This window comes from Microbulbifer maximicatervae (SeqCode) (assembly GCF_052467325.1).
Map to the genome: position 1 here is coordinate 620,272 of NZ_CP174310.1, position 22,722 is coordinate 642,993.

The following is a 22,722-nucleotide window of genomic DNA, read 5'->3' on the forward strand; positions in this document are numbered from 1 at the left end:
ATAGAATGAGTATTGAAATTATCCTCGGCGTAGCGATGTTTACCGTCATCGTTTTGGCGCTGGTAGCGGTGATCCTTGCGGCCCGCTCGCGCCTGGTAAACACCGGCAACGTCAACATCCTGGTTAACGGTGAGAAGACTCTCACCGTACCGGCCGGCGGCAAGCTGCTGCAAACCCTGGCTGCCAACAACCTGTTCCTGGCCTCCGCCTGTGGCGGCGGCGGCAGCTGTGCGCAGTGTATCTGTAAGGTGAATTCCGGTGGTGGCGATATGCTGCCGACTGAAGCGGCTCACTTTACCCCGCGCGATGCAAAAGAAGGCAAGCGTCTTTCCTGTCAGGTTGCGGTTAAGCAAGACATGGAAATCGAAGTGCCGGAAGAGGTGTTTGGTGTTAAGCAGTGGGAGTGCACTGTGGAATCCAACCCGAACGTGGCCACCTTTATTAAAGAGCTGACCCTGCGTCTGCCCGAAGGTGAAAACGTTGACTTCCGCGCTGGCGGTTACGTACAGCTGGAAGCTCCGGCTCACCATGTCAAGTTTGCCGACTTCGATGTCGAAGAGCAGTACCGTGGCGACTGGGAGCACTTTGGCTTCTTCAAGCTGGAGTCCAAAGTGACCGAGCCTGTGGTTCGCGCTTACTCCATGGCTAACTACCCGGAAGAGAAAGGTGTTGTTAAGTTCAACATCCGTATCGCGACTCCGCCGCCCCGCACTGAGGGCATTCCGCCGGGTCAGATGTCTTCCTACGTATTCAGCCTGAAGGCAGGTGACAAGATTAAGGTGTACGGTCCCTTTGGTGAGTTCTTCGCCAAGGAAACTGACAACGAGATGGTATTTATCGGTGGTGGTGCCGGTATGGCGCCAATGCGTTCACACATCTTTGATCAGCTCAAGCGCCTGAACTCCACCCGTAAGATCAGCTTCTGGTACGGCGCGCGCTCCCTGCGCGAGATGTTCTACGAAGATGACTACAACGGTCTGGCTTCCGAGTTCGATAACTTCCAGTGGCATGTGGCTCTGTCCGATCCTCAGCCGGAAGACAACTGGACCGGTTACACAGGATTCATCCACAACGTGGTATATGAAAACTACCTGAAGGACCACCCGGCTCCGGAAGATTGTGAGTACTACATGTGTGGGCCGCCCATGATGAACGCAGCAGTCATCAATATGCTCAAGGACTTGGGTGTAGAAGATGAAAATATCCTGCTGGATGACTTCGGCGGATAATTGGAGGGCTTAGCTTGCTAAAAGCAATCACAGGCCCGACAAACTCAAAAACAGGGCCCGTCTTTACGGCCCTGTTTTTGCTTTGGGCGGCTGTAATTTTATCGGCTTGTGCTCCTTCGCCGGAGTCCTGGCAGTTGGCTGGCCGCACCATGGGAACCAGCTATCACATCACCGTCGTTCAGGTGCCCTCTGGGCTGGAGCAGGGTGAGTTGCAGCAGTTGATCGACGATGAGTTGCAGCAGGTCAACCAGGAGATGTCGACCTATATCGACGACTCTGAGTTAATGCGCTTTAACCAAAGCCCGGTAGGGCAGGCGATCCCGGTGAGCCAACACTTGGCAGATGTACTGGAAATGTCCCTGGATATTTATCGCCGCAGTGAAGGCGCTTTCGAGGTGACGGTCGGCCCTCTGGTCAACTTGTGGGGTTTTGGTCCCCAGCCCGAACCGGAGCATATCCCCTCAGATAAAGACATTGCCGATCTGCTAACCGTCGTCGGTTCCGATGCGTTAACCCTGACCCGTAAGCCAGACACTGTTATCAAGAGCCGCCCCGTTGAGGTGGATCTTTCAGCGATTGCCAAGGGCCATGGAGTTGATCGGGTTGCGGAGCTATTGGAAGACCTGGGTATTCGAAACTACTTGGTCGAAATTGGCGGTGAACTGCGAACTAAGGGTGTGAATCCAAAGGGTAAGACCTGGGTAATTGGCATTGAAGTACCCAGCACGGCAGGGCAGATGGTGCAGGAGCCAATCGCGGTGAGTGGGAAGGCAGTAGCTACGAGTGGAGACTACCGCAACTACTACGAAAGGGATGGTGTTCGTTACTCCCATAGCATTGACCCACGCTCCGGGCGGTCCATTAAGCACAAATTGGCATCGGTAACCGTTATTGCCGACACCTGTGCAGAAGCCGATGGTCTGGCTACCGCGATCAATGTCCTCGGTGCTGATGCCGGCATGGCGTTGGCAGAAAGAGATAATCTAGCCGTCTTTATGGTGGTGAAAACTGATTCAGGTTTCGAAGAGCGTTCTAGCTCTGGCTTTAAACCTTATGTAGAGAGGTCTGAGAAGTGACAATTTTCATATTTGCCTTTGTGGCCATGTTGCTCGTTGTTGCCGGTATGGCGATCGGGGCCATGGTTCAGAACAAACCGTTAAAGGGAACTTGTGGCGGGCTCAACAATATCGGCATGAAGCAGGATTGCACAGTCTGCGGTGGCGATGACGATGAGTGTGAAAAGGAACAGGAGAGGCAAAGACAGCAGCAGATGACTGCCAAAGATCTCGCTTACGACGCATCTAAACGCAAGTAAGCTTTCCCTCTCCAACAAGCCCGTGATCAACGGGCTTGTTGTTTTATGTCATTGGCACAAGTGGTGTCGATAACCGTATATTTAGTATTGAGTAAATGGCGTTAGCGCGCTGTGGACTCCGTTTGGAAAATAGAATTAGAGCATTTAATGGCAGAGCAAAAGTTTGACCTGGTAGTAATTGGTTCTGGCCCGGCTGGAGAGGCCGCCGCAATGAGCGCAGCAAAAAAGGGCATGCGCGTTGCGGTTATTGAAAAGCGCCAAGTGGTTGGTGGTAATTGTACTCACAAAGGTACCATTCCCTCCAAGGCGCTGCGCCACTCTGTCAAACAGTTGATGCGTTATAACACCCAGAGCGTTTTTCGCGCATTGGGTGAACCCCGCCGCCTTACTTTCCCCCAGGTAATGCAGACGGTGAATAAAGTCATTTCCTATCAGGTGGAAATGCACACTTCATTTTATGCCCGCAACCGGGTTGAGCTAATCGTCGGCGAAGCCAAGTTCCGCGATGAACATACTGTCGAGGTGCTTATGCCCGATGGTGCGGCGGAAACTATTACAGCGAAGAAGTTTATTATTGCTACTGGCTCACGCCCTTATCGCCCCGCCGATGTAGACTTTGATCACGAACGGGTCTACGACAGCGATATGATCCTGGACATGCAGCACACCCCTCACTCCATTATGATCTATGGTGCTGGTGTTATCGGCTGTGAATACGCGTCTATCTTCGCTGGCCTCGGCGTTAAGGTGGATTTGATTAATACCCGTAACAGCCTGCTGGAATTTCTCGATGATGAGATTTCTGATGCGCTGAGCTATCACCTGCGCGATATGGGCGTGACTGTTCGCCACCAGGAGGAGTATGCGCGGGTACTGCCCAATGAGCAGGGCGTAATTATGGAGATGCAGTCCGGCAAACGTATTCATGCGGATGCATTGCTCTGGTGTAACGGCCGTACTGGTAACACCAGCTCCCTCGGTCTGGAGAATGTCGGTCTGGAAGCGAACCATCGCGGACAATTGAGCGTTGACGATCATTACTGTACCGAAATTGAAAATATTTTTGCGGTAGGTGATGTGATTGGCTGGCCCAGCCTTGCCAGTGCCTCTTATGACCAGGGGCGTGCGGTTGCAGCAGCGATTGCGGGCCGTGGCCATCGAGTAATTGAAGATGCGCCTACCGGGATTTATACCCTTCCAGAGATTTCCTCTGTGGGTAAAACCGAATCAGAGCTAACCGCAGCCAAAGTACCTTACGAAGTGGGCCGCGCACTGTTCAAGCACACTGCGCGGGCGCAGATTTCTGGTGAGCGCGTAGGCATGCTCAAGATTTTGTTCCATATCGAGACTCACGAAATCCTGGGCATTCACTGCTTTGGAGCAGAGGCTGCTGAGATTGTGCATATTGGCCAGGCCATTATGAAACAACCAGCACCGAATAATTCGATCGATTATTTCGTTAATACCACCTTTAACTACCCCACCATGGCAGAGGCATATCGCAGTGCTGCACTGGATGGGCTCAACCGGGTTGCCCGCCTATGACAGAACCCTCACCCAGTGAGTTTCAGGCGTTGGTAAAGGAATTTTTTGAGCAGATTCCTTTTAATCAACAAATTGGACTTGAGATGCGCGACCTGGACCTGGAGGCGCTCACACTTTCCGCAGGCTTTGAACTGAACCCACAGTTGATCGGCAATGTGTGGAAGAACATCCTGCACGGTGGCGTAATTGCCACCGCCCTGGATACGGTTGGTGGTTTGACCGCAATGGTCGCCGCCTACCAGCATCTGGGAGATGTGCACTGGAAAGAAAAAGTGGATCGCCTATTAAAGCTGGGTACGGTCGACATGCGTGTAGACTACCTAAAGCCGGGCAGGGGAGAACACTTTCTCTGCCATGGCTCAATTCTGCGCACCGGTAACAAGCTGGTTGTAACGAGAATGGAGTTGATTAACGACACGGATGAATTGATTGCTACCGGTACGGCAACTTACCTGTATTGACCTTAGTCCGAGCCAACCCTTGGCTCGGAGACCTCCTTAGATATACCCCTTAGATGTACCCCCTATCCATTGGCTTTCTTTAAGGTGTTTATTGTTATGAGTGAAATTCTTGCATTTGCCGCAGTCTCCCTTTTGTTAGTAATTTCCCCGGGGCCGAACAGTGTCCTCATTGTTAAAACGGTGGCCGATAAGGGGCTGAGGTCGGGTGTGGAGAATATTCTGGGGCTGGTTTCGGCAACGTTTGCCCACGGCGCCATCTCAATTCTGGGTTTATCGGCGATTATTCTACAGTCGGCTGAACTTTATACCCTGATCAAATATCTCGGGGCTGCCTACTTGGCCTATTTGGGCGTAAAAACGATAGTGGCTACTTTCTCGAGACCTTCCGCTCACAGGGCTCCCGATAGATTACAGCCAAGCGCAAAAGCGCCTGGTGATGCGTGCCGAAATTTTGCTGAGGGTTTCCTGACCCAGATTCTGAACCCGAAAGTATCGATGTTTTACCTTGCCGCCTTCCCGCAGTTTATCTCGGTAGGTAGTGCTAGCTACTATGAAGCTTTCTTACTGGTCTCGATTCACGCATCCATTATCTTTCTGTGGTTCTTGGGGGTTGCGATTATGCTGTCGCAATGGCGAGCGGTTTCTATAGGCGGAATGATACAGAAATGGATTCAGCGTTTTAGTGGCAGCGTATTGCTTGGTTTTGCCGCTCTAGTGGTTCGCCAGGACGCTTAAGTCTGAGCTGTGCCCTTTAAATATTGCCTCCATGTGCCAATATTTGAAGGGTGCATTGTCCAACCGAATTTCTAATAGACTGGGCATTTTATCCAGATCTACTCTTAACTGTTCTAATCTTGCCGTGTTTATCGGTATATATTCCTTTTTTTATGCGTTTGAGAGTATATATTTCCCTGCTTTTTAGTCGCGCTATCGTACCCCGTACAAAGTTTAATAAGAGCCTATTGATTTAACTCTATTTGTCGGCTGGGGTTTGTTGATTGTAAATATAAACTTAACTATTAGTTTACTTAGCTTTAATTATATTTCCGTGCTGGGAAATTTCCGAATGTCTATTTGGGTGGGATATCTAAAAAATACCGCTGTTGAGGGTGTGGGTTTTTTAAATGGCGAAAATTATTTTATGTTTGGTTTGCCTGATGGTGATATTGGTTGCTTATCGTGGGCTTGTGGTCCGCAAAAATATAGCATGCTTATAGTTTTATATGAGTAAGTTTTTTCAAATAAATGACTGCTGCTTGCCTTATTTTTAAGTCTTATAGCTTTGTAAAAGCGGGGTAGTGGTGTATTTGTATTGATCGTTTTGTTCCGGATTTTAGAAAGATATCTATTTTGTAGATTTTTTTGTTTTTCTTTAAGTAATAATTTGTGTGTTATTTGCATAAATGCCAGATGGTATGGAAGCCGGATATCGGTTGCGATGTGAGGATGATAAAATGCCAATTTTTCCAGCTGTTGATGTAGATGCCTCTAATATGGGCGGGGTTTTAACCTGGAAGTTTAGCCAGGGTGGGTATTCAAGTATTACTAAAAAGCACGCCTTTTCGAAAGATGGCGTTTGTGAAGCCTTGGCGGTGAGTTGGATTACTAAATCATTGCATGGTGGTTTGAAGGCTGCATTGACTACTGGCGACAGTATAGATTCCACCAAGATCGCTCTGGTCGCGCAGCGCTACGCGTCCATATACCGTTTTAAGTTTAAAAATGGTGAGGAGGGGAGATTTCATAAAAGCCGTGAAATGCTTGTGGAATCTCAGAATTATCTAAAGTCGCAAGGTTTCGGTTACGTTGGACGAGAGCTTTGGTGCGCTTGAAGAATCAGATATCTTTAGGCAGCAAACTGGCACTATTTACAGCATGATGAGATTTGCCGGGAATGGCTGGGGGCATGCAACAGCATTTCGTATAGAGGCAGGTGCCAATAAGACAAGCTATTATTTTGATCCTAATAAGGGCGAGTTTAAATTCCTGACTTATGATAGGTTCCGGAAGTGGTATGAACATTACCATCGGAAATCACGCCTGTATAGAACAACGCGTACAATTGGGTTTGATTTCTTTATGCACAAAGACCGTTAGGTTTAATTCAGTAAAAGGGTGTTGAGTTTGTATAAATAGTTACCATTTGCTCTGGGGGCGGGATTAACTGGGCTGCTAGTCCGAGATAAATGCCCCTGTCTTTTGGCGACGGATGAAGTTGATAAGCTTTTTCGTATAAAGCTGAGGGGCGCTTTGGTTGCCGGTAAGTAGCGGCTTCGCGCCCTCCCTCTATGGGATTTGATTCCTGCCACTTTTTAGGCGGTCCGCTGCAATTCCCCCTGCTGACTAATCTTGAAGTTCGAGTCTCGCCTTTGTACCGTGCGGTACCTTTTACTCCTTATTTTTGCCGCCCAGTTGTTAAGCGTTGGGCCCGTTATAGCGAAGTGGGGCGCCTATTGTTCAAGTGGTTCACAACTGTAATGAATGGTGTTTGCAGCCATTTGGTTTCCTTGAGAAAATTGCCAGGAAATTTCTTGGGTGCTAGGGAGCCCCTGAATAATTCCGTAATATCTCTGTGGACCTTGGGAGCTGTAGGTGTTGGGCACCATCGCCGTGAATGGCCGCAGCCTTCAATGCACTATCACTCTGCGCTGTGACTCCTTTTGGGCCCCGCGAAGCCGCACCTTGACTGAGGTCCGCTCTGAAAGTCAAAGGCATCACGGAGCTATTCAGGGGCTCTCTAGAAGATATCTCATTTTTCAGGGGTAAATAATTCATTCATGGGTATTTCAGTTCAGATGCTGGGCGACTTTCTTGTCACTCGTGATGGCAGTCCGGTCAATCTACCGCCCTCTAAAATAACCCGAGCCCTTTTGGCTTTTCTGTTGTTGGCGGCGAGGCCCCACCGGCGGGATCGCCTGTGTGAAATATTTTGGGAGTTGCCAGATGATCCGCGCGCATCGTTGCGCTGGTCTTTGAGCAAAATCCGATCGATAGTCAACGACTCCGATAAAGAGCGCCTACTAGCCGACAGAGAGCGTGTCAGTATGGACACGGAGGGTGTGGCTATCGACATTGTCCAAATTGCTTTAACTCTTGATTCCCCCAAACTGCTGGCATCGGAGCTGGAGGATATCTATCGACAGCTACAAGAGCCTTTCCTGGATGGTGTCGATCTCCCTGATCAGGAACTTTTCCAGCAATGGTTGTTGGCAGAGCGCCAGGAGATCGTCCATCTACGGGGGAGGGTGTTGTCGCGCCTAGCCTCCCATCCGGGGATTCCTTTGCCTGATCAGCTTATTTGGGCTCGCCGCTGGGAAGAGTTGGAGCCCTATAACCCAAATGCTGCGACGCAGTTGCTGCGGGCGATGGCATCACAGGGGATGGATAGTGAAATAGAGCTTGAGCGCTCAAGGCTGTCAAACCGTTTCCGCAAAGCAGGTATTGCGTGGTCGCCCTGTAAGCTCGGGGAGCAGGTAGTGCAGGAGGCTGCCGATAATTTGGCTAATGGACGTAAACTGCTAACCCAGCAAAAGATTGAATTTTGTACGGCCAGTGATGGAGTGCGTATTGCCTATGCCAAGATGGGAAAAGGGCTTCCTATTGTTAAAGCTGCAAATTGGCTGAGTCACTTGGAGCATGACTGGGACTCTCCCATTTGGAGTCCGCTATTTCAGGAGCTTTCTTTAGATCACCAGTTTATCCGTTACGATGAGCGTGGGAATGGTCTTTCGGACTGGGAGGTCGACAATATTTCATTTGAGTCATTTGTTACTGACCTTGAGACCGTAGTTGATGCTTGCGGCGTCGATAACTTTACCCTGCTGGGGATATCTCAGGGAGCAGCAGTATCTATTGAGTATGCTGTTCGGCATCCCAATCGAGTCAGGCAGCTTATTTTGTTTGGCGGTTATCACGCGGGTTGGCGGATTGGTGCGAGCGAAGCTACGGTTAAAGAGCGTGAGGCTGTAATGACCCTGACAGCGACAGGTTGGGGGCAGGACAATCCTGCCTATAGGCAGATTTTTTCTTCGTCATTTATGCCGAGTGCAAATTCCGCCGAACTGGCATGGTTTAATGAGTTCCAGCGTCTAACGACCTCTCCCGAAAATGCTGTCCGTTTTCTATCGGTTTTTGGCAGTATTGATGTGCGGGACAAGCTCAAAAAAGTTACAGTGCCTACCTTGGTCATTCATTCATTGGGGGATCAGCGTATCCCGGTTCACACAGGTTGCGAAATCGCTTCAGCAATCCCGGGTGCTCGATTTGTCGGTCTCAATAGCGATGGCCACTTACTTCTCGGGCGAGAGCCTGCCTCGAAGGTATTTGTAGAGGAGGTTCGCCAATTTATTTCAAAGCACTAATAGCTAACTTAGTGAGGCTATTGGAGGGAGGGTGGTGCTGGCGAGCAGCCACCCGGACAAGAAGCTTCTAGCAAATGATCCTCGAAAATTTAGCTACAGATAAACAGCCAATTCTTTAGCGGAAAGATAACGGATCGAGGCTTCTGGGAATTTTCGAATGATATCGAGGGCTGCAGAACGGGCAGCGGCCTCATCGGCATATATATTGGGTAATTTCACATTGGAAGTTGTTCTTCCTGATATATAGCGCATAAGCACGATATACCGCCCCTTCCATTTCCCCCAAAAAACGTCACTGGGGGCACTGTCTACTGAGGATTTCTCTGGTGCGGCTTCTTTCTCTTCTTGGGGCTTGAGTTCCAGTTCCGCTTCTTGCTCCCACATAAGTTGGGCAAGTCGATTTAATTCTTTAGAATAACTAGTTGACATAAATCTCAAATGCGTAAGAGTTTATTGATTTAAATACTGATAAATCCAAAGATTAACAGAAAAGATCTTAATAAATACTAGCTTATAAATGATATATAAAGGTTAGGTATTGCTATGAAATTTTCTGATTGCATAGGCTTTATGTAAATTTCTCTCAGTTTATCAGTAAATATTCTGCCTAGCTCCAAGCACTCTGATGGTGCAAATTCTGCCGTGGAGCAGCTGGAGAATACCTTTTGGAGCATTTTCTCATATTTTAAGTAAAAAACCTACCTGGTACAAATTAATTGTTTCTTAGTTTCAAAAGCACTTGATCAATAGTTGAATCATTGGGGAATAGCTTGGTTATTTTGCAGTTCTTATAGGGGGCAAGTTGTAAGACTTAGAGTTTTCATCTGGCGACAATTTCAAATGTAAGTATTAGCACGAAGGGCCTTATCTTGCCTTTTGGAGGTAGTGTAAATAAGTGTAAAGGGGGCAGGCATAATGTATTGGGGGATGCCCTGGTAAATTTGGTGGTTGCACAGTGTACCGCGAACTTTTGATTTGTAGCGGCTATCTACCCTAGCCCATATTGGCAGTTTAGTGTCGATTACATCAGGCAGTATGGCACTTTAGTTCCATAAAAAATATCACAATTCTAGATATTCAATTGATGCTTCAAACGCTCAGTTCAACGGTTGTTGGCTTTAATAGGTGAGTCAGATAGTGGCTCCGATCCCCTCTTAATGATCGTTCCTAGAAGTTGTAGGGAAAGTAATCGGACCGATGATTGTAGCTTGGCCTCAGCTACTTCAGATGAGGCTTAAAGGAACATTGATGTAATCTTAGCGGTGAACCCCATGATTCTCCCAAACCAAAAGGACTTGGGCATTCCTTTGAGACAGAAGGTCTTATTTGAGTGCCATTATTCAGATGATTTATTTCAGTTTCAAAAGGTAACTGTCCCACCTGGTCAAAATGTATCACTTGAATTCTTGTCTGGGTTTAACCTTTTAATGGTGATTGGCGGTGTAGCTAGTATCAATTGTGGTATTCGTGAGTTCCGTATGGGGTCAGGGCAGGTCTGGTTAACTGGTGCTGTTGGCGGTTTTATGGTTGGCAACCTCCCTAAGGGGGAAAGTTTACTGATTATCAGTGTCAGTATCAGCTCGGCAATGTTGACCCGGTTTTATAAGCGGCACACACGTGTACTGCTAAAAGCTAAAAACAAACTTGTTCTGGCAACTCATGTGGGAAGTGCTCCTAAGAGAGATCCCTTTATTCTCCCTGCGTGTGATCTGACGCGCTTCACTTTGGATTCATTGAGTGCATTTAGCGAACTGAATGATGAAAGTTTGAATTACTTAAAATTGGAAGAGCTACTCCTTTTGAAGCTAAAAGGGGATTGCGGTTGTTACTTGGCTAATGAGTTGCTTCGTCAAGTAAACCCGGCAACAGAGAGTTTTCGCCGGTTTATGGAGGAGAACGTAACTCAACCTTGGTCTGTAGCAAACTATGCCAAGCATATTGGGATGAGTCTTACATCATTTAAGAATAGGTTCAGCCGGGTATTCAAGTCGGAATCGCCCAAGTCCTGGATTAATGAGCGCAGGCTACAGCATGCTGATCTTCAATTGAAGACTACAAATAAGCGATTAGTTGATATCGCTCTGGAGAGTGGGTTCTCAAGCCAGTCCTATTTTACCCAGCTTTATAAGTCGATGTATGGGCGCCCGCCCTCGGAGGTGAGACAGAAATTCATGGACGCTCTTGATTAAGCGTCTGTGATTTTTTGTGACTTTGAATGCCTGGCCAGTATTACAGAAGTTGTTATAGTATTCGGCTTCCTGCAAATAATTAGAAAAATGGCCTGTCGATATGGAAGTTAGAGAATTAGGGAGTCTGGATTTGGTGGGTTTTTATACCCGTACTAAGAATGCTAATGAGGCCGATCCGGAAAAGGCAAAAATAGCGCCACTCTGGGATAGGTTCGGCGCAGAGGCTGCCCCCAAATTAAGGGGCAACCCTAAGGTATTTGGTGTTTACTCCAACTACGAATCTGACCATAACGGTTTTTTTGATGTCTATGCATGTTCAGATATGTTGTCGAAGGATATGTCTGAGGATTTCAAGTCGATTCAAATACTGCCCGGCAAATACCTGATGTTTTCAGCCAAAGGGGAAATGCCTCAGGTCGCCATTGATTTGTGGGGTGAGGTTTGGAGTTATTTCGCTGCGGAGGATTGCCCCCATCAGCGAGCTTTCACCACAGATTTTGAGCAGTATGTGGATGGAAACGAGGTTCAGATAGCCATATCCATCAAGTAGTTGAACCGCGTATATATACGGGCTATTTAAGGAGCCTCTGAATAACTCCGTAATGCCTCTGCGAGTCTTGAAGGCTGCAGATGTTAGGCGCAGCTCGCCGCGAATGGCCGTAGCCCTTGGCAAGAGCTGCAACGCAGCAGGTGCGGCCTTCAAGGCCCGCCCTTCGGGGCTTGCAGAGCGATTCACACTCCGCGTTGCGACTTCTTGAAAGGTCTAGACATTCCTGCGAAGCCGCGCCTTGATTGTGAACCGCTCTGCATGCCAGAGGTATCACGGAGTTATTCAGAGGCTCCTTAACTCTAGGGTGAATACCAAATTGGCGAGCTGAATGCTCGCCCCTGCTGGGTAAGGGGTACTTTTTCATCCATTTCAATACCGAAGCGTACCTTGTCAAATAGAGTCCATCGGGGTGTGGGTATCTCCAGGGCGCGCAGGTAGTAGACGGCTCTTTCCTTGGGGTTAAAGTCGGGATCTTTGAATACCGCGACTAGCTGAGGGGAGCCGATGGAGTTGGTGTATTCCGCCGTCTTCATATCCACAGTAGTCCCAACCGGGGGTAGTTTTCCCTCGGTATCCAGTTTACGGCTTCCAGACCACTTCACATTAAAGATCTTCTCCCGGGTGAGTCCGCTGCTATCCAGCCAGCCCTTGATGATTTGAATGCGGTCCAGGTTGGCGCCCTCAGGGTCTTTCAGTGCTGCGATAAGGAATGTCGGTACCTGTCCCTCACTGGCTTGAGGTAGTTTCCCGCCCATTGGTACGCCTTTTTTATAGCCATTGGCGACCAGATCACCGTGAATATCCCCATCGTTATAGTCATAGCCTCCAAAGAAGCGAACTGAGATCCGGGGGCCTGTGGTGGCGAAAGTCTCTTTGCGGTACATCGCATCCCATATTGCCTCCCGCGTATTCTCGTTGGCCCAGACTCCCGTAACGCCTGAGGCAGCTTGTTCCCAGCCGAAGTACTCTCCACCAACCCCCTTGAGCAGGGGAAATGCCCAGCGCTGCTTGTTACTGGGTTCCAGGGTCTTGAACTTGCCAAAGAAGTTGTCCTGGTCCGGTGTCGAAAGCCCGGTATGGGTGTCGGTAGCTGCGTTTGCGCCTAGCACGAAAGGGTTGGTGCCCAGCTTCTCCTCCAGGCGTAGGCCAGACTTGAGTGCCTCCCTCCAGTACTCGTATTGCAGGGCACCGGGGGGCTTGGGCTTTAAGATCAGGTTGCCTCTATCCCACAGATCCCAGTTGGCAAATTCATCTTCCGGGGAGAGGGCAGGGTGGGACTCACTTTGTCCCTTTACCTGTACCAGCTCATAAAGGGGTTCATAACGGGCGCGCATTTGTGCCCACTCCGGAGTGAGTTCGGAGCCATCAAACTGCCGCTCGATAAACATACGGCCATTAGACATATTGCCGTTGTGGGGAATGGCGAGTACCCGGCCGCCGGTTTTGTCTTCGTAGGCTTTCATCCACTCCCAGAGTTTTACCGGGTTCTCGGTATCAAAGGTAGTTAGGGGAAGCAGGGTCTTAGTGCGGTCTGCGCCATCACGAAAAATAATATTGCGGTGCAGGTTGTCGCCACCATCGGCGTTAACTGTCCACTCAAAGGCGATAAAGGTAGAAAACTCTCCGGGTTTGTAATATTTCTCTGCGGCTTCAACGGTTTTTTCCCAGGCGGATTTCATCCATTTCGGGTCCATTACCTGCTCGGGCAGTTTGCCTTCTGATTGAAGCACGATGACTTCACTTTTTGCTTCATTGGTCGCTTCTTCGCTGCCTGAAATTAATGCCTCGTGCCATTTTTTCAAGGTGGCATTGGACATCATTTCCGGGTTGCCATCGACGATCTCGCTGATAACTCCCATACCGTCTGAATGATCGGTGATCATGAACCAGTCGTAAGGGCGGCTGAGCTTGGCTTTCAGTCCGCTGTTGGAGGTAACAGTTTCTCCCAGGGCAAATCGATAGGCGTCACCAGGAGTAAGAATTGCGCCATCCAACCCCGCATCTACCGACCAGCCAGTATGGACATGTGTATCGCCAAAATAGACATTGCGAGCGATGCGTTTATCGCTGTCCCGTTGGGCTTCCAGCTCCGCTTCTATCTCCGGTGCCATCGCCGTGAGCGGCCTTTGTTTTTCTGGAGTGGCGTCCTCTGTCTGTCGGGCGTTTGAATTTGTATTTTTATCTCCGTCGGGCTTTTTACTGCAACTATAAAGGCTGAGTACAAGAATAAAGAGGAGCAGGGTTAATCCAGCTTTGCTCTTGTGCATCGATGGCGGCTCCATTTCCTGAATGTGTCGGATCGCTTTTTAACTTAAAAGAATTCGTTGCGAAGAGAAGATAAATTACAGCTAGCATAGTTGAGCGACTCTGTTTATTCGCGAATTGGGCCACACCGGGGGCCTTGTTATCTATCGGCACAATAGATAGTCTTCGGCTCAAGTTGAGTTAGCACATTTATGCAACTTCAAGAACATGGTTGGCTAATTCAGTCATATTGAAATATGGCTACGCAATAATCATCGCTTCGGGCGATAGGCAAAAGCAGGCATATGAGTAACAACGAAAAGCGTCCACTTTACATCCCCCACGCAGGCCCCTCCCTACTGGAAATACCACTGCTCAATAAAGGCAGCGCATTTAGCTTGGAAGAGCGTCTCGAGTTTAATTTGGTCGGTCTTCTGCCGAATACCGTTGAGACGATTGAAGAACAGGCCAAGCGCGCTTACCTCCAATTCCAGCAGTGTAAGACTGGCCTGGAAAAACATATCTACCTGAGGGGAATCCAGGACGACAACGAGACGTTGTTTTTCTATCTGATCGAACATCATACGGAAGAGATGCTGCCGATTATCTACACCCCCACTGTCGGTGCAGCTTGTGAAGAGTTTTCCAGTATTTATCGCAACCACCGGGGATTATTTGTCTCCTATCCGGACCGGGAATATATCGACGATATTCTGCGCAGCGCCACTAAAGAGAACGTCAAAGTTATTGTGGTGACCGATGGCGAGCGGATACTCGGGTTGGGTGATCAGGGTATCGGCGGCATGGGTATCCCTATTGGCAAGCTCTCTCTGTATACCGCCTGTGGCGGCATCAGCCCGGCTTATACCTTGCCTGTCACCTTGGATGTTGGCACCAATAACCGCACTTTGCTGAGTGATCCCATGTATATGGGGTGGCGCCATGAGCGGATTTCCCAGGAAGAGTACGATGAATTCCTGGAGCAATTTATTGAAGCGGTAAAGCGTCGCTGGCCCAAGGTATTGGTTCAGTTTGAGGACTTTGCCCAAACCAATGCCACGCCGTTGTTAGAGCGCTATCGCGACCGCCTGTGCTGTTTTAATGATGATATTCAGGGCACGGCGTCTGTAGCACTGGGTACTATCCTGGCTGCCTGTAAAACCTGGCAAGAAACCCTCGCCGCGCAAAAGGTGACGATCGTGGGTGCCGGTTCAGCCGGGTGTGGTATTGCCGAGCAAATCGTCAGTGCAAAAGTGCAGGCAGGTCTTTCCGATGCCGAGGCTCGTGAACAGATCTTTATGTTCGATCGCTACGGGCTTGTGACTTCCGATATGAAAGGCCTGCACGACTTCCAGGCAGCTCTGGCCCAGGACCCGAGCAAATACGATGGAGTGTCCAGCTGGAATCTTGAGACGCTGATCGGCAATGTTGAGCCCAGCATCCTGATTGGTGTTTCGGGGCAGGGTGGCTTGTTTACCCAGCCAGTAATCGAAGCTTTGCATAAGGGGCACCGCCGTCCTTTGGTGATGCCACTGTCAAACCCCACTTCCCGTGCTGAAGCGACTCCAACTGAGATATTCAGCTGGACCAAGGGCGAAGCTTTGGTGGCTACCGGCAGTCCCTTTGCAGCGGTAGAAATCGATGGTCATCACTATGCGGTAGCGCAGTGTAACAATGTCTACATATTCCCGGGCATTGGCCTCGGCGTGATTGCTTCCGGTGCATCCAAAGTGACTGACAGTATGTTGATGGCAGCATCCAACGCCCTGGCAGAGCAGGCGCCGGTGGTGAAAGATGGCGAGGGTGCCCTATTGCCACACCTGAATGATATTCGCGAAGTGAGCATGCATATTGCCAGGGCAGTGGCTGCCCAAGCGCAATTGGATGGCGTTGCGCCCAAGGTGAGCCGTGAGCATTTAGAGCGTTTGCTAGAGCGTAACTTCTGGCGTGCAGATTACCGTTCTTACCGTCGTCGCTCTTTCTAAATAAGAGTGCTGGGCCCGCTGCGACTATCGCATCGGGCCTGCATTTAAGCCAGCTTTTCCCCGGTATAAAAGGAGTCCGGTTGGCGCAACACCAAGTAATCCTCCCAGTGGAATCCCTGATTCAAAAACTCAATTGCTGCATTGACGCCAGATAGGAACAGGTGTTCGCAGTGGTGGTCCGGCATGGAAAAATCCAGCCAGTGCGGGTTTTCTCCGGTATCGGTGGGGTTAATGGGGATTTCTTTTACCAGCGCATGGTATTCCGCGTTCAAGCTCGCGCGCACATGGTTGTCGAGCATATTGCGACAAGTGCTGATCAGCCCCATCGCAAACCTTCCTACCTTATCTGATTTTGGCTGGTACAGGTCCACTTCCAACTTGATCCCAAAGGTTGGCAATTTGGGGGTGCCTATGGGTTTATGGAAGATATCGAAAGGGAAGTTGGAGACAAGGCCGCCGTCAACAAATTCAATATCTTTGGGAAAGCCAGCGCGGAAAAATCGTTTGGGATCACCGATGCCTTTAATGCTGCGCCAATTCTCGGCGACAGTATTGCACTCACTTAATTGGGGGATGCCCTTTACGGTGTAGGGCTTAAAGAAGCCGGGTACCGACATGGAGGCACGCACGAACTCTGCCGGATTTACTGCGCTCGGATTATCGAAGTAGAGCGGCGCCTTGGCTGGAAACACCGCGCGGGTCTCTGTAGTGATATCCGCTGCCACCAGGGCAACCTCGCCGCTGCCGATCAGGTGATCGGGTGTGCCACGGTACAGGAGCTGCGGGAACTGGTTAATTCTCTGGTTGAGCTGTGCGGTGTTGGTAATGCCCAGCTGTTTCAACTCCGTTTGTAACCACTGGGTAAAGGTATCTCCCGGATTCAGCCCCTTATGTCTGAGCAGGTGCCGCAAGGTGCGGATAGAATCGAAGGGGTGCAATGCCAAACTGCTCATCAAGCCTTTGCCCTTGAGCAGGCGCTGTACCGTTTTGCGCGCATAGCGCTCGCCATCTTCAAAACTGGCAAAGTCCGCATTGGCCAGGATGCCCAAGAGCTTTTCGCTCTTGCCAGTGCTCGGTGTGCCGGCCGCTGCCAAGAAGAGCGCATTGATGGCACCCGCTGAGGTTCCAGCAATTTTGCGAAACCGAATTCCCGCCTTTTCAAGAATGTAGGTATATCCCACCAGGGCGATCCCCAGCATACCGCCACCTTCCATCACGATATCGACATACTGAAGGCCCTGGTTGTCCTGTACATCACTGAATACTTTGCCCTCAATGGTGGACTTGGATGCCTGCCAGTGTGCATCCGCTTTTGCGATGGCGTTTTCAACCCATGGCGATTTTTGCATGTCGGCTTTCCGTAGTGTGACAGCGATCTACAAGAGAATTTAGACAATTTATCCGCTTGTAGGTGAAAAAGGCAGGGTATCACCCAGAATCAAATTCGCCATAGCATCCAGTTTGTTTTTCGTGTCTTCCCACTTGGGCATCACTTGATTCATTAAACGGTAAAATCGCTCGCTGTGGTTGTGTTCGGCGATATGGCAGAGCTCGTGCAAAATGACGTAGTCGATACACTGGCGCGGCGCTTTTACCAGGTGGGGATTGAGGGTAATGCGCCCCTGGGGGGAGCAGCTGCCCCACTGGGTTTTCATACTGAGGATACGCAGGGGTGGGCGCCCGGAAACCCACAGGGTCTGCTCAAGCAGGGCATCCAGGCGGCGGTGAAAAATTTCTTTGGCGTGCGCCTTGTACCATTCGGCCAAAAGCAGGCGCACTCTTTCGGGATCTTTTTTCCGCACGGAGACTTCCAGCTTGCCGCGCAGTAATTTCACCTGCTGTTGGGTGTCTTCAGACTCAATAACTTTCAGCAGATATTGCTTGCCAAGATAGTAGTGGCTCTCGCCGCTGATATATTGCCGTGGTGTTATATATTCCAGCGCCTTGCGGAAATCCCGCAGCTGTTGGTAAATCCAGCGCCCGCGTTTTTTTACCGCTTTTAATACTGCATCGTTATCGATAGGTTCCGGTGCGCTGACCACCACACGGCAGTCTGGGTGCACTTTGATCAGCACTCGCCCACTGGCCTGGGAGCGGGGTTGGCATTCAAAAGTGATGCGCTCATCCCCATAGGCAAAGCTCAGTTGCCGGGGGTTGGGGTTATTTGGGGGGGAAGTAATAGGCACATTCATGCCGGGATTAGTCTCCGCTTAAACCAACGCGGGTGATCTGTAAGATCATCTCCACCATTTTCTTGGTCTGCACCATACCACTGCCGATGGATTTACACTCCATAAATAATTTGGGCATCAGCTTTTTATGGATATCCTTCTCAATATTTTGCGGGCTGATGGAGTGCTCCATTACGGACTGGGCAACCATTGTATCGATCTCGAAGGCCAGCTTGATCCACTTATCCTGTACCTGGCTATCACCAACCGCAAAAACCTCCGGCAGGTTTTTTTTGAATACACCAAAATAGGCCTGGGCGTGGCGATTATCGGCAAAGGCATTGGGTATTTCATCCAGGTTGCGGGCTTTTACCTGGGCCTCCAGCGCTTCGAACAGTAAGTACTGCTTGTGTGGGTGATCGAACAGTTTTTCCGCCTCCTCAATCGCTTGCAGCAGTAATTTGGAGAAGGCTTCCTGGGCGTAGGGATCGTCGCGCAGCTCCTGTTCGATCATGCGGGTGACGCGGGTTTTGATAATATCGGTTTCGTTGCGGGTTTTGTCCTCCCCCCAATCTTCAGGCCGCTCCGCCTTGCCCATTTTATTGACTTCGTATTTGCCTTCGGGCTGTAAGATTTCTACCCCCACCACATGCTTATCCAACAGGTTTTTAACCTGGGCCGCGTAGTGGTCGTAGTCCACAGACTTTTCGGTTTGCTGTAGCGCCCATTGGCGCAAAAGGGCAAATTGTTTAACCGTCTGTTTGTAGTGCTTGCGGTCACTATCGCTAAAGCTTTTATCTTCGAAGAAGGTGGCCGATTGCAAGGCTACTTTCAGGCAGGTGGTGAAGTTGGTGAGAGCCTCGTAGAAGTCTTCGCGCACTTTTAGGTTCACATCGACCAGCTCACCATTGCGCTGTTCAGTTTTTGGCACTATCACCTGGCGCAGTTGCTCGGTGTCCTGCTTGTTTTTTACGCCGGCGAAAATGCCCCAAAGGTTTTTATACAGCAGGGGCAGGCGCTTGTACTCGCTGCTCATGGGGCTATAGAGGCCGGCGATATCGTCGACGTCGTAACCGCCCTGGGTGCGCGCGGCCAGATCCTGGTATTTCTGCAGGGTGGTATCCAGCTCTGCCAGGATGCCCCGGTAATCGATTAGCAGACCGAACTTTTTATCCGGGTGCAGCCGGTTGACCCGGGCGATCGCCTGGATCAGGTTGTGTTCCTTGAGTGGTTTATCGATATACAGCACCGTATTCTTGGGCTCATCGAATCCGGTTAGCAGCTTGTCCACTACAATCAGCAGTTTCAGGGTATCGTCTTTATCGAAGCGCTCAATCACTCCCTGGGTGTAGTGTTGCTCATTTTGCGAGCCCACATTGTCCTTCCACCACTTCACCACCTCCGGCATGGAGGACTCATCCACCGCTTCGTTGCCCTCGCGGGTATCCGGTGCACTGATCACTACCGCCGATTCAAATTTCTGCGCTTCTGGCCAGTGCTGTTGGGCCTCATCCAGGTACTTTTTATATTGGATAGCAGTGGCTTTGCTATCGCAGGCCAGCTGGCCCTTTAAACCCACATCGATGTTTTTAACAAAATGGGTGGCGATATCGGTAGCAATCAGTCGAATGCGATCGTCTGCAGTGTAAATCTCTCCCTTACGGGCAAACTTGCGCTTTAAATCTGCCTGCTGCTCCTCGCTCAAGCCCACCGTAATGCGCTCAAACCAGCGGTCAATTGCGCGCTCGTTAACATTCAAGTCCGGGATACGCTCTTCGTACAGCAGTGGGGTTACGGTGCGATCCTCCACCGCGCGCTGCATGGTATAGGCATGGACTATGGGGCCGAATTTATTGGTGGTTTTGTCGTTTTTCAGCAGGGGCGTGCCGGTAAAGGCCACAAAGGCGGCATTGGGCAGGGCTTGGCGCATACGGATATGGTTTTCGCCGCCCTGGCTGCGGTGGCCCTCATCGATCAGCACAATCAAGTCGGCACTGTCGTTGCGACACTCCGGCAGGGCAGTGGCGCCGGTAAATTTTTGCACCAGCGAGAAGATAATCCGCTCATTGCCGCTGCCAATCTGCTGGGCCAAACGCTTGCCGGAAGTGGCCATGGCCGCTTCCTTGTCTTTCTTGCCCGCCAGTTCTCCACCGCTGGCAAAGGTATTGCTGAGCTGGCGCTCCAGATCCACCCGGTCGGTGACAATAACCAGGCGGCTCTGTTTAAGGCTCGGCTGGAAGATCAGCGCTTTGCTTAAAAACACCATGGTGAAGGATTTGCCGGAGCCAGTGGTATGCCAGATCACACCGCCTTCCCGCGCGCCGTCATTGCCGCGTTGGGCAATGCGTTCTAAGAGCCGTTTGATGCCGAATACCTGCTGATACCGGGCGACGATTTTGCCGGCCTTTTTATCGAACAGGGTGAAGTAACGGACCATCTCCAGCAGCCGCTGGGGCGATAGCAAGCTGATTAACAGCCGGTCCTGGCCGCCTAAGGCCAGCTCGCCGCCGGCGATCAGGGTCTGGTACCAGTCCAGGTCCGCCGGGGAGCGCTGTTTAAACAGGGTTTGGATTTGTTCGCTGGAAAGGGGGCGGTTTTTGATCGCCAGCATTGCCTCATCGGCGATATCCTCCTCGCGCCAGGCCGCCCAGAATTTTGCCGGGGTATTACAGGTGCCGTAGCGGCCCTCGGCGCCGTTGATCGACAGCAACAGCTGGCTGTAGGCGAACAGTTGCGGGATTTCATCATGGCGCTGGTTGCGCAGATTCTGGGAGATACCCTCGTCGATAGAGGGCCCTTTCTTACCATCCGGGCGCTTGGCCTCGATCACTACTAGGGGAATACCGTTGACGAAACACACCATATCCGGGCGGCGGGTCTCTACGCCGCTGGCACGGGTTACGCTGAATTCCTCGGTAAAGGCAAAGTGATTGTTTTCGATGGTGTGCCAGTCGATCAGGGCAATAGTGGGGGTGGCTTTTTTGCCGTCGACGAACTCGGTCACCGAAATGCCATAGAGCAGGTGGTTGTACAGCTCTTCATTGGCCGCCAGCGGCCCTTTGTTCAGCGCTGGGCTGCACACTATGCCAATCAGGTGGTCGATGGATTTTTGCGAGAGCGGCTGCTCTTTACCGGCGAAATGGAAGGTCCGTTTGCCCAGCTCCCGGCGCAGTATCTCCGTGAGCACCACCTGATCCTGGCGCCCACTACGGGCTTGGTTGGCCTCGGCGGGGGGTAAAAACGACCAGCCCAGATTGCACAACAGGGCCAGGGCGGGGATCTTTGCGGCGTATTCTTCTTGGAACTTAATATTAACCTTTACTTCCACAGGGGATGTTCCTTCCATTCCTCGGGGAGGCCCATAGCGATTTGATAATTTGGAACAGTTGCTATCGGCTCAATTAAATTTTCTATTTCGTATGCCCAGTCATTCCCATCACCGATTTCCCGTTGCAAGTATTGAAGAATAAGTAAAATATAAAAAATACGGTCATTTCTGGGAGTTTGCGGGGGCAACCAGAGAGGGTCTTTTACTTTGTCGGGGCGTATAGCCAACTCTCTATTCCAGAGCCGACTATGATGGGCGCAGACATTGCGTACATAAGTAAGGGTATGTAGCCAGTTTTCTAAGCGTTTGTGGTGTAAGTTGAAGTGGTCGGCAATTTTTTTCTTGTCTTCTACATTTTCCTTTTTTTGATTTCTTAGACCACGATACAAGAAGGAAAGAGAGCCAAAAGTCATAACCTCACTTAATAGCCAGATAGGAACAGTTGGAAAGCCGCTATATTTTTGCCGATAGTGACGGATGAACTTATCCGATGATCTCTTGGTTTCCTCTTCGAGTTTCGCAATCCAGTCTTGGTGCTTGAAATTGGGGTGGAAATTTTGTGATTTTGTGTGACCGAAGGGACCATATTGATGGGCAATATGGTAAGTGACTTGTGTACGCAGCGCTATTTCCACTCGCTCTAAAGCATCGAGCACTAAACTACGTAGCTGTCGGTCAAATTCATAAAGCTGAACTACCTGATCGAATGTGGTTTCAGGAACAAAGGTGTTGAGTAGTTGCCCGTGCGGATTGCGCGCCCGAAAAGGGTACCAATAGCCACTCAAGCGATAGTAGCTAATTGAGTGGAGCTTCTTTTCTGCGATTTGAGCATCATTGATGATCAGGCCACGCTGTTGCAGCTGGTCTAATTGCTGGGAAAAGGTAAGAGCGGGCTTGCTGTAGATTTCAGGCATTCCATGCCTCCCTCACAGCCACAGCATAAAAAAACCGCCAAGGTTGCGCGTTACCCTTACGGGCACTAAGCGTGGCGGTTGTGTTGTAGCTATTGTAGCCAGTTATTTCGCTCTTAAGCAAGAAGTAGCCAAGATAATTGGTTAACTTATTGATTTTTATTGAATTTTCTCTATCGTAAAATGGCTTCAGTGCATGTTCTATAGCGCCAATACAGCCACAGGCAATAAGGGCAGTAGACTGCTTTGGCAGATTCTTACGCGCCATCGACCCCTCCCTGGATTTAATATGTTATGGCTGTAACCGCAACTTGGATCATGTTGCTTCTTGTGTGTGACGGATAATCTATCTTTATGGCTGCTGTTTAGCAATCGAAGAGTGATAGCACATCCTTGTGAATCGAACTCAAGGGCGTTAGCGGTAATTTTTTGC

20 protein-coding genes are annotated in these 22,722 nt (G+C 50.2%); 13 read left to right on the forward strand and 7 right to left on the reverse strand.

All coding sequences use genetic code 11. The annotated features are described in order from the left end of the window. Positions 1-5: 5 nt before the first annotated feature. The 10 genes from nqrF to ACJJIE_RS03125 all read left to right on the forward strand — a co-directional run bounded on the left by nqrF (position 6) and on the right by ACJJIE_RS03125 (position 8,911). Positions 6-1,229, forward strand: coding sequence for an NADH:ubiquinone reductase (Na(+)-transporting) subunit F (gene nqrF / locus ACJJIE_RS03080; protein WP_108733652.1), 1,224 nt, complete (start codon positions 6-8; stop codon positions 1,227-1,229). Positions 1,230-1,243: 14 nt separating this feature from the next. Next, positions 1,244-2,305: an FAD:protein FMN transferase gene (locus ACJJIE_RS03085; RefSeq protein WP_444893506.1), complete on the forward strand. Its 1,062-nt coding sequence runs from the start codon at positions 1,244-1,246 to the stop codon at positions 2,303-2,305. Next, entirely contained in the window at positions 2,302-2,544 is a 243-nt protein-coding gene (gene nqrM / locus ACJJIE_RS03090; RefSeq protein ID WP_444893507.1) for a (Na+)-NQR maturation NqrM, read from the forward strand. Before ACJJIE_RS03085 ends, nqrM begins: the two co-directional genes overlap by 4 nt. A gap of 147 nt (positions 2,545-2,691) precedes the next feature. Beyond that, positions 2,692-4,089 carry a Si-specific NAD(P)(+) transhydrogenase gene (gene sthA / locus ACJJIE_RS03095; RefSeq protein WP_108733649.1) on the forward strand — a complete coding sequence of 466 codons (1,398 nt, stop codon included), beginning with the start codon at positions 2,692-2,694 and terminating at the stop codon, positions 4,087-4,089. Continuing rightward, entirely contained in the window at positions 4,086-4,550 is a 465-nt protein-coding gene (locus ACJJIE_RS03100) for a thioesterase family protein (RefSeq protein ID WP_282932335.1), read from the forward strand. Before sthA ends, ACJJIE_RS03100 begins: the two co-directional genes overlap by 4 nt. Positions 4,551-4,646: 96 nt before the next feature. Then, complete coding sequence (locus ACJJIE_RS03105) at positions 4,647-5,285, forward strand: LysE family translocator (RefSeq protein ID WP_282932336.1); 639 nt, start codon at positions 4,647-4,649, stop codon at positions 5,283-5,285. A 331-nt stretch (positions 5,286-5,616) separates the two neighbouring features. Then, complete coding sequence (locus tag ACJJIE_RS03110) at positions 5,617-5,781, forward strand: hypothetical protein (protein WP_444893508.1); 165 nt, start codon at positions 5,617-5,619, stop codon at positions 5,779-5,781. 223 nt (positions 5,782-6,004) lie between these two features. Continuing rightward, the gene (locus tag ACJJIE_RS03115; RefSeq protein WP_282932338.1) at positions 6,005-6,382 is read left to right on the forward strand and encodes a hypothetical protein; all 378 of its coding nucleotides are present in this window, start codon (positions 6,005-6,007) and stop codon (positions 6,380-6,382) included. Then, positions 6,357-6,647, forward strand: a complete 291-nt coding sequence (locus tag ACJJIE_RS03120) for a YopT-type cysteine protease domain-containing protein (protein ID WP_444893509.1) — start codon at positions 6,357-6,359, stop codon at positions 6,645-6,647. The genes ACJJIE_RS03115 and ACJJIE_RS03120 overlap by 26 nt, the downstream gene beginning before the upstream one ends. 680 nt (positions 6,648-7,327) lie before the next feature. Next, on the forward strand, positions 7,328-8,911 hold the full coding sequence (locus ACJJIE_RS03125) for a bifunctional AfsR/SARP family transcriptional regulator/alpha/beta hydrolase (RefSeq protein WP_444893510.1): 1,584 nt from the start codon (positions 7,328-7,330) through the stop codon (positions 8,909-8,911). 93 nt (positions 8,912-9,004) lie between these two features. On the opposite strand, the gene ACJJIE_RS03130 is transcribed toward ACJJIE_RS03125, so the two are convergent. After that, positions 9,005-9,340 (reverse strand): hypothetical protein, encoded by a 336-nt coding sequence (locus ACJJIE_RS03130; protein WP_282932341.1) that lies wholly within the window; start codon positions 9,338-9,340, stop codon positions 9,005-9,007. Between the two features lie 842 nt (positions 9,341-10,182). On the opposite strand from ACJJIE_RS03130, the gene ACJJIE_RS03135 reads away from it, so the two are divergent. Together ACJJIE_RS03135 and ACJJIE_RS03140 are read left to right on the forward strand one after the other, a co-directional pair. Next, positions 10,183-11,100 carry a helix-turn-helix transcriptional regulator gene (locus ACJJIE_RS03135; RefSeq protein WP_282934675.1) on the forward strand — a complete coding sequence of 306 codons (918 nt, stop codon included), beginning with the start codon at positions 10,183-10,185 and terminating at the stop codon, positions 11,098-11,100. 100 nt (positions 11,101-11,200) lie between these two features. Continuing rightward, positions 11,201-11,650 carry a GyrI-like domain-containing protein gene (locus ACJJIE_RS03140; RefSeq protein ID WP_444893511.1) on the forward strand — a complete coding sequence of 150 codons (450 nt, stop codon included), beginning with the start codon at positions 11,201-11,203 and terminating at the stop codon, positions 11,648-11,650. 299 nt (positions 11,651-11,949) lie between these two features. Here ACJJIE_RS03140 and ACJJIE_RS03145 read toward each other — a convergent pair whose 3' ends face one another. Beyond that, positions 11,950-13,917 (reverse strand): DUF3604 domain-containing protein, encoded by a 1,968-nt coding sequence (locus ACJJIE_RS03145; protein WP_444893512.1) that lies wholly within the window; start codon positions 13,915-13,917, stop codon positions 11,950-11,952. Positions 13,918-14,199: 282 nt separating this feature from the next. On the opposite strand from ACJJIE_RS03145, the gene ACJJIE_RS03150 reads away from it, so the two are divergent. Continuing rightward, on the forward strand, positions 14,200-15,879 hold the full coding sequence (locus ACJJIE_RS03150) for an NAD-dependent malic enzyme (protein ID WP_413662420.1): 1,680 nt from the start codon (positions 14,200-14,202) through the stop codon (positions 15,877-15,879). 44 nt (positions 15,880-15,923) lie between these two features. Here the strand turns inward: ACJJIE_RS03150 and ACJJIE_RS03155 are convergent, their stop codons facing one another. Genes ACJJIE_RS03155 through ACJJIE_RS03175 form a run of 5 tightly spaced genes read right to left on the reverse strand, consistent with a single transcriptional unit; the run spans position 15,924 to position 22,557 of the window. Next, complete coding sequence (locus ACJJIE_RS03155) at positions 15,924-17,228, reverse strand: patatin-like phospholipase family protein (protein ID WP_444893513.1); 1,305 nt, start codon at positions 17,226-17,228, stop codon at positions 15,924-15,926. A gap of 48 nt (positions 17,229-17,276) precedes the next feature. After that, positions 17,277-18,071 carry a M48 family metallopeptidase gene (locus tag ACJJIE_RS03160; protein WP_444893514.1) on the reverse strand — a complete coding sequence of 265 codons (795 nt, stop codon included), beginning with the start codon at positions 18,069-18,071 and terminating at the stop codon, positions 17,277-17,279. Between the two features lie 7 nt (positions 18,072-18,078). Then, positions 18,079-21,378: a type I restriction endonuclease subunit R gene (locus ACJJIE_RS03165; RefSeq protein ID WP_444893515.1), complete on the reverse strand. Its 3,300-nt coding sequence runs from the start codon at positions 21,376-21,378 to the stop codon at positions 18,079-18,081. Then, positions 21,369-22,292 carry an Abi family protein gene (locus tag ACJJIE_RS03170; RefSeq protein ID WP_444893516.1) on the reverse strand — a complete coding sequence of 308 codons (924 nt, stop codon included), beginning with the start codon at positions 22,290-22,292 and terminating at the stop codon, positions 21,369-21,371. The genes ACJJIE_RS03165 and ACJJIE_RS03170 overlap by 10 nt, the downstream gene beginning before the upstream one ends. Continuing rightward, a complete protein-coding gene (locus ACJJIE_RS03175) occupies positions 22,285-22,557 on the reverse strand; it encodes a hypothetical protein (protein WP_444893517.1) in 273 nt (90 codons plus the stop codon). Before ACJJIE_RS03175 ends, ACJJIE_RS03170 begins: the two co-directional genes overlap by 8 nt. Positions 22,558-22,722: the final 165 nt, after the last annotated feature.

What these genes read in the sequence shown, in the direction of transcription:
- ACJJIE_RS03100 (WP_282932335.1), top strand. Translation starts at nt 4,086, where the DNA reads ATGACAGAACCCTCACCCAGTGAGTTTCAGGCGTTGGTAAAGGAATTT.
- ACJJIE_RS03140 (WP_444893511.1), top strand. Translation starts at nt 11,201, where the DNA reads ATGGAAGTTAGAGAATTAGGGAGTCTGGATTTGGTGGGTTTTTATACC.
- ACJJIE_RS03105 (WP_282932336.1), top strand. Translation starts at nt 4,647, where the DNA reads ATGAGTGAAATTCTTGCATTTGCCGCAGTCTCCCTTTTGTTAGTAATT.
- ACJJIE_RS03150 (WP_413662420.1), top strand. Translation starts at nt 14,200, where the DNA reads ATGAGTAACAACGAAAAGCGTCCACTTTACATCCCCCACGCAGGCCCC.
- ACJJIE_RS03170 (WP_444893516.1), bottom strand. Translation starts at nt 22,292, where the DNA reads ATGCCTGAAATCTACAGCAAGCCCGCTCTTACCTTTTCCCAGCAATTA.
- ACJJIE_RS03110 (WP_444893508.1), top strand. Translation starts at nt 5,617, where the DNA reads ATGTCTATTTGGGTGGGATATCTAAAAAATACCGCTGTTGAGGGTGTG.
- nqrF (WP_108733652.1), top strand. Translation starts at nt 6, where the DNA reads ATGAGTATTGAAATTATCCTCGGCGTAGCGATGTTTACCGTCATCGTT.
- sthA (WP_108733649.1), top strand. Translation starts at nt 2,692, where the DNA reads ATGGCAGAGCAAAAGTTTGACCTGGTAGTAATTGGTTCTGGCCCGGCT.
- ACJJIE_RS03130 (WP_282932341.1), bottom strand. Translation starts at nt 9,340, where the DNA reads ATGTCAACTAGTTATTCTAAAGAATTAAATCGACTTGCCCAACTTATG.
- ACJJIE_RS03160 (WP_444893514.1), bottom strand. Translation starts at nt 18,071, where the DNA reads ATGAATGTGCCTATTACTTCCCCCCCAAATAACCCCAACCCCCGGCAA.
- ACJJIE_RS03135 (WP_282934675.1), top strand. Translation starts at nt 10,183, where the DNA reads ATGATTCTCCCAAACCAAAAGGACTTGGGCATTCCTTTGAGACAGAAG.
- ACJJIE_RS03125 (WP_444893510.1), top strand. Translation starts at nt 7,328, where the DNA reads ATGGGTATTTCAGTTCAGATGCTGGGCGACTTTCTTGTCACTCGTGAT.
- ACJJIE_RS03115 (WP_282932338.1), top strand. Translation starts at nt 6,005, where the DNA reads ATGCCAATTTTTCCAGCTGTTGATGTAGATGCCTCTAATATGGGCGGG.
- ACJJIE_RS03145 (WP_444893512.1), bottom strand. Translation starts at nt 13,917, where the DNA reads ATGCACAAGAGCAAAGCTGGATTAACCCTGCTCCTCTTTATTCTTGTA.
- ACJJIE_RS03175 (WP_444893517.1), bottom strand. Translation starts at nt 22,557, where the DNA reads ATGGCGCGTAAGAATCTGCCAAAGCAGTCTACTGCCCTTATTGCCTGT.
- ACJJIE_RS03155 (WP_444893513.1), bottom strand. Translation starts at nt 17,228, where the DNA reads ATGCAAAAATCGCCATGGGTTGAAAACGCCATCGCAAAAGCGGATGCA.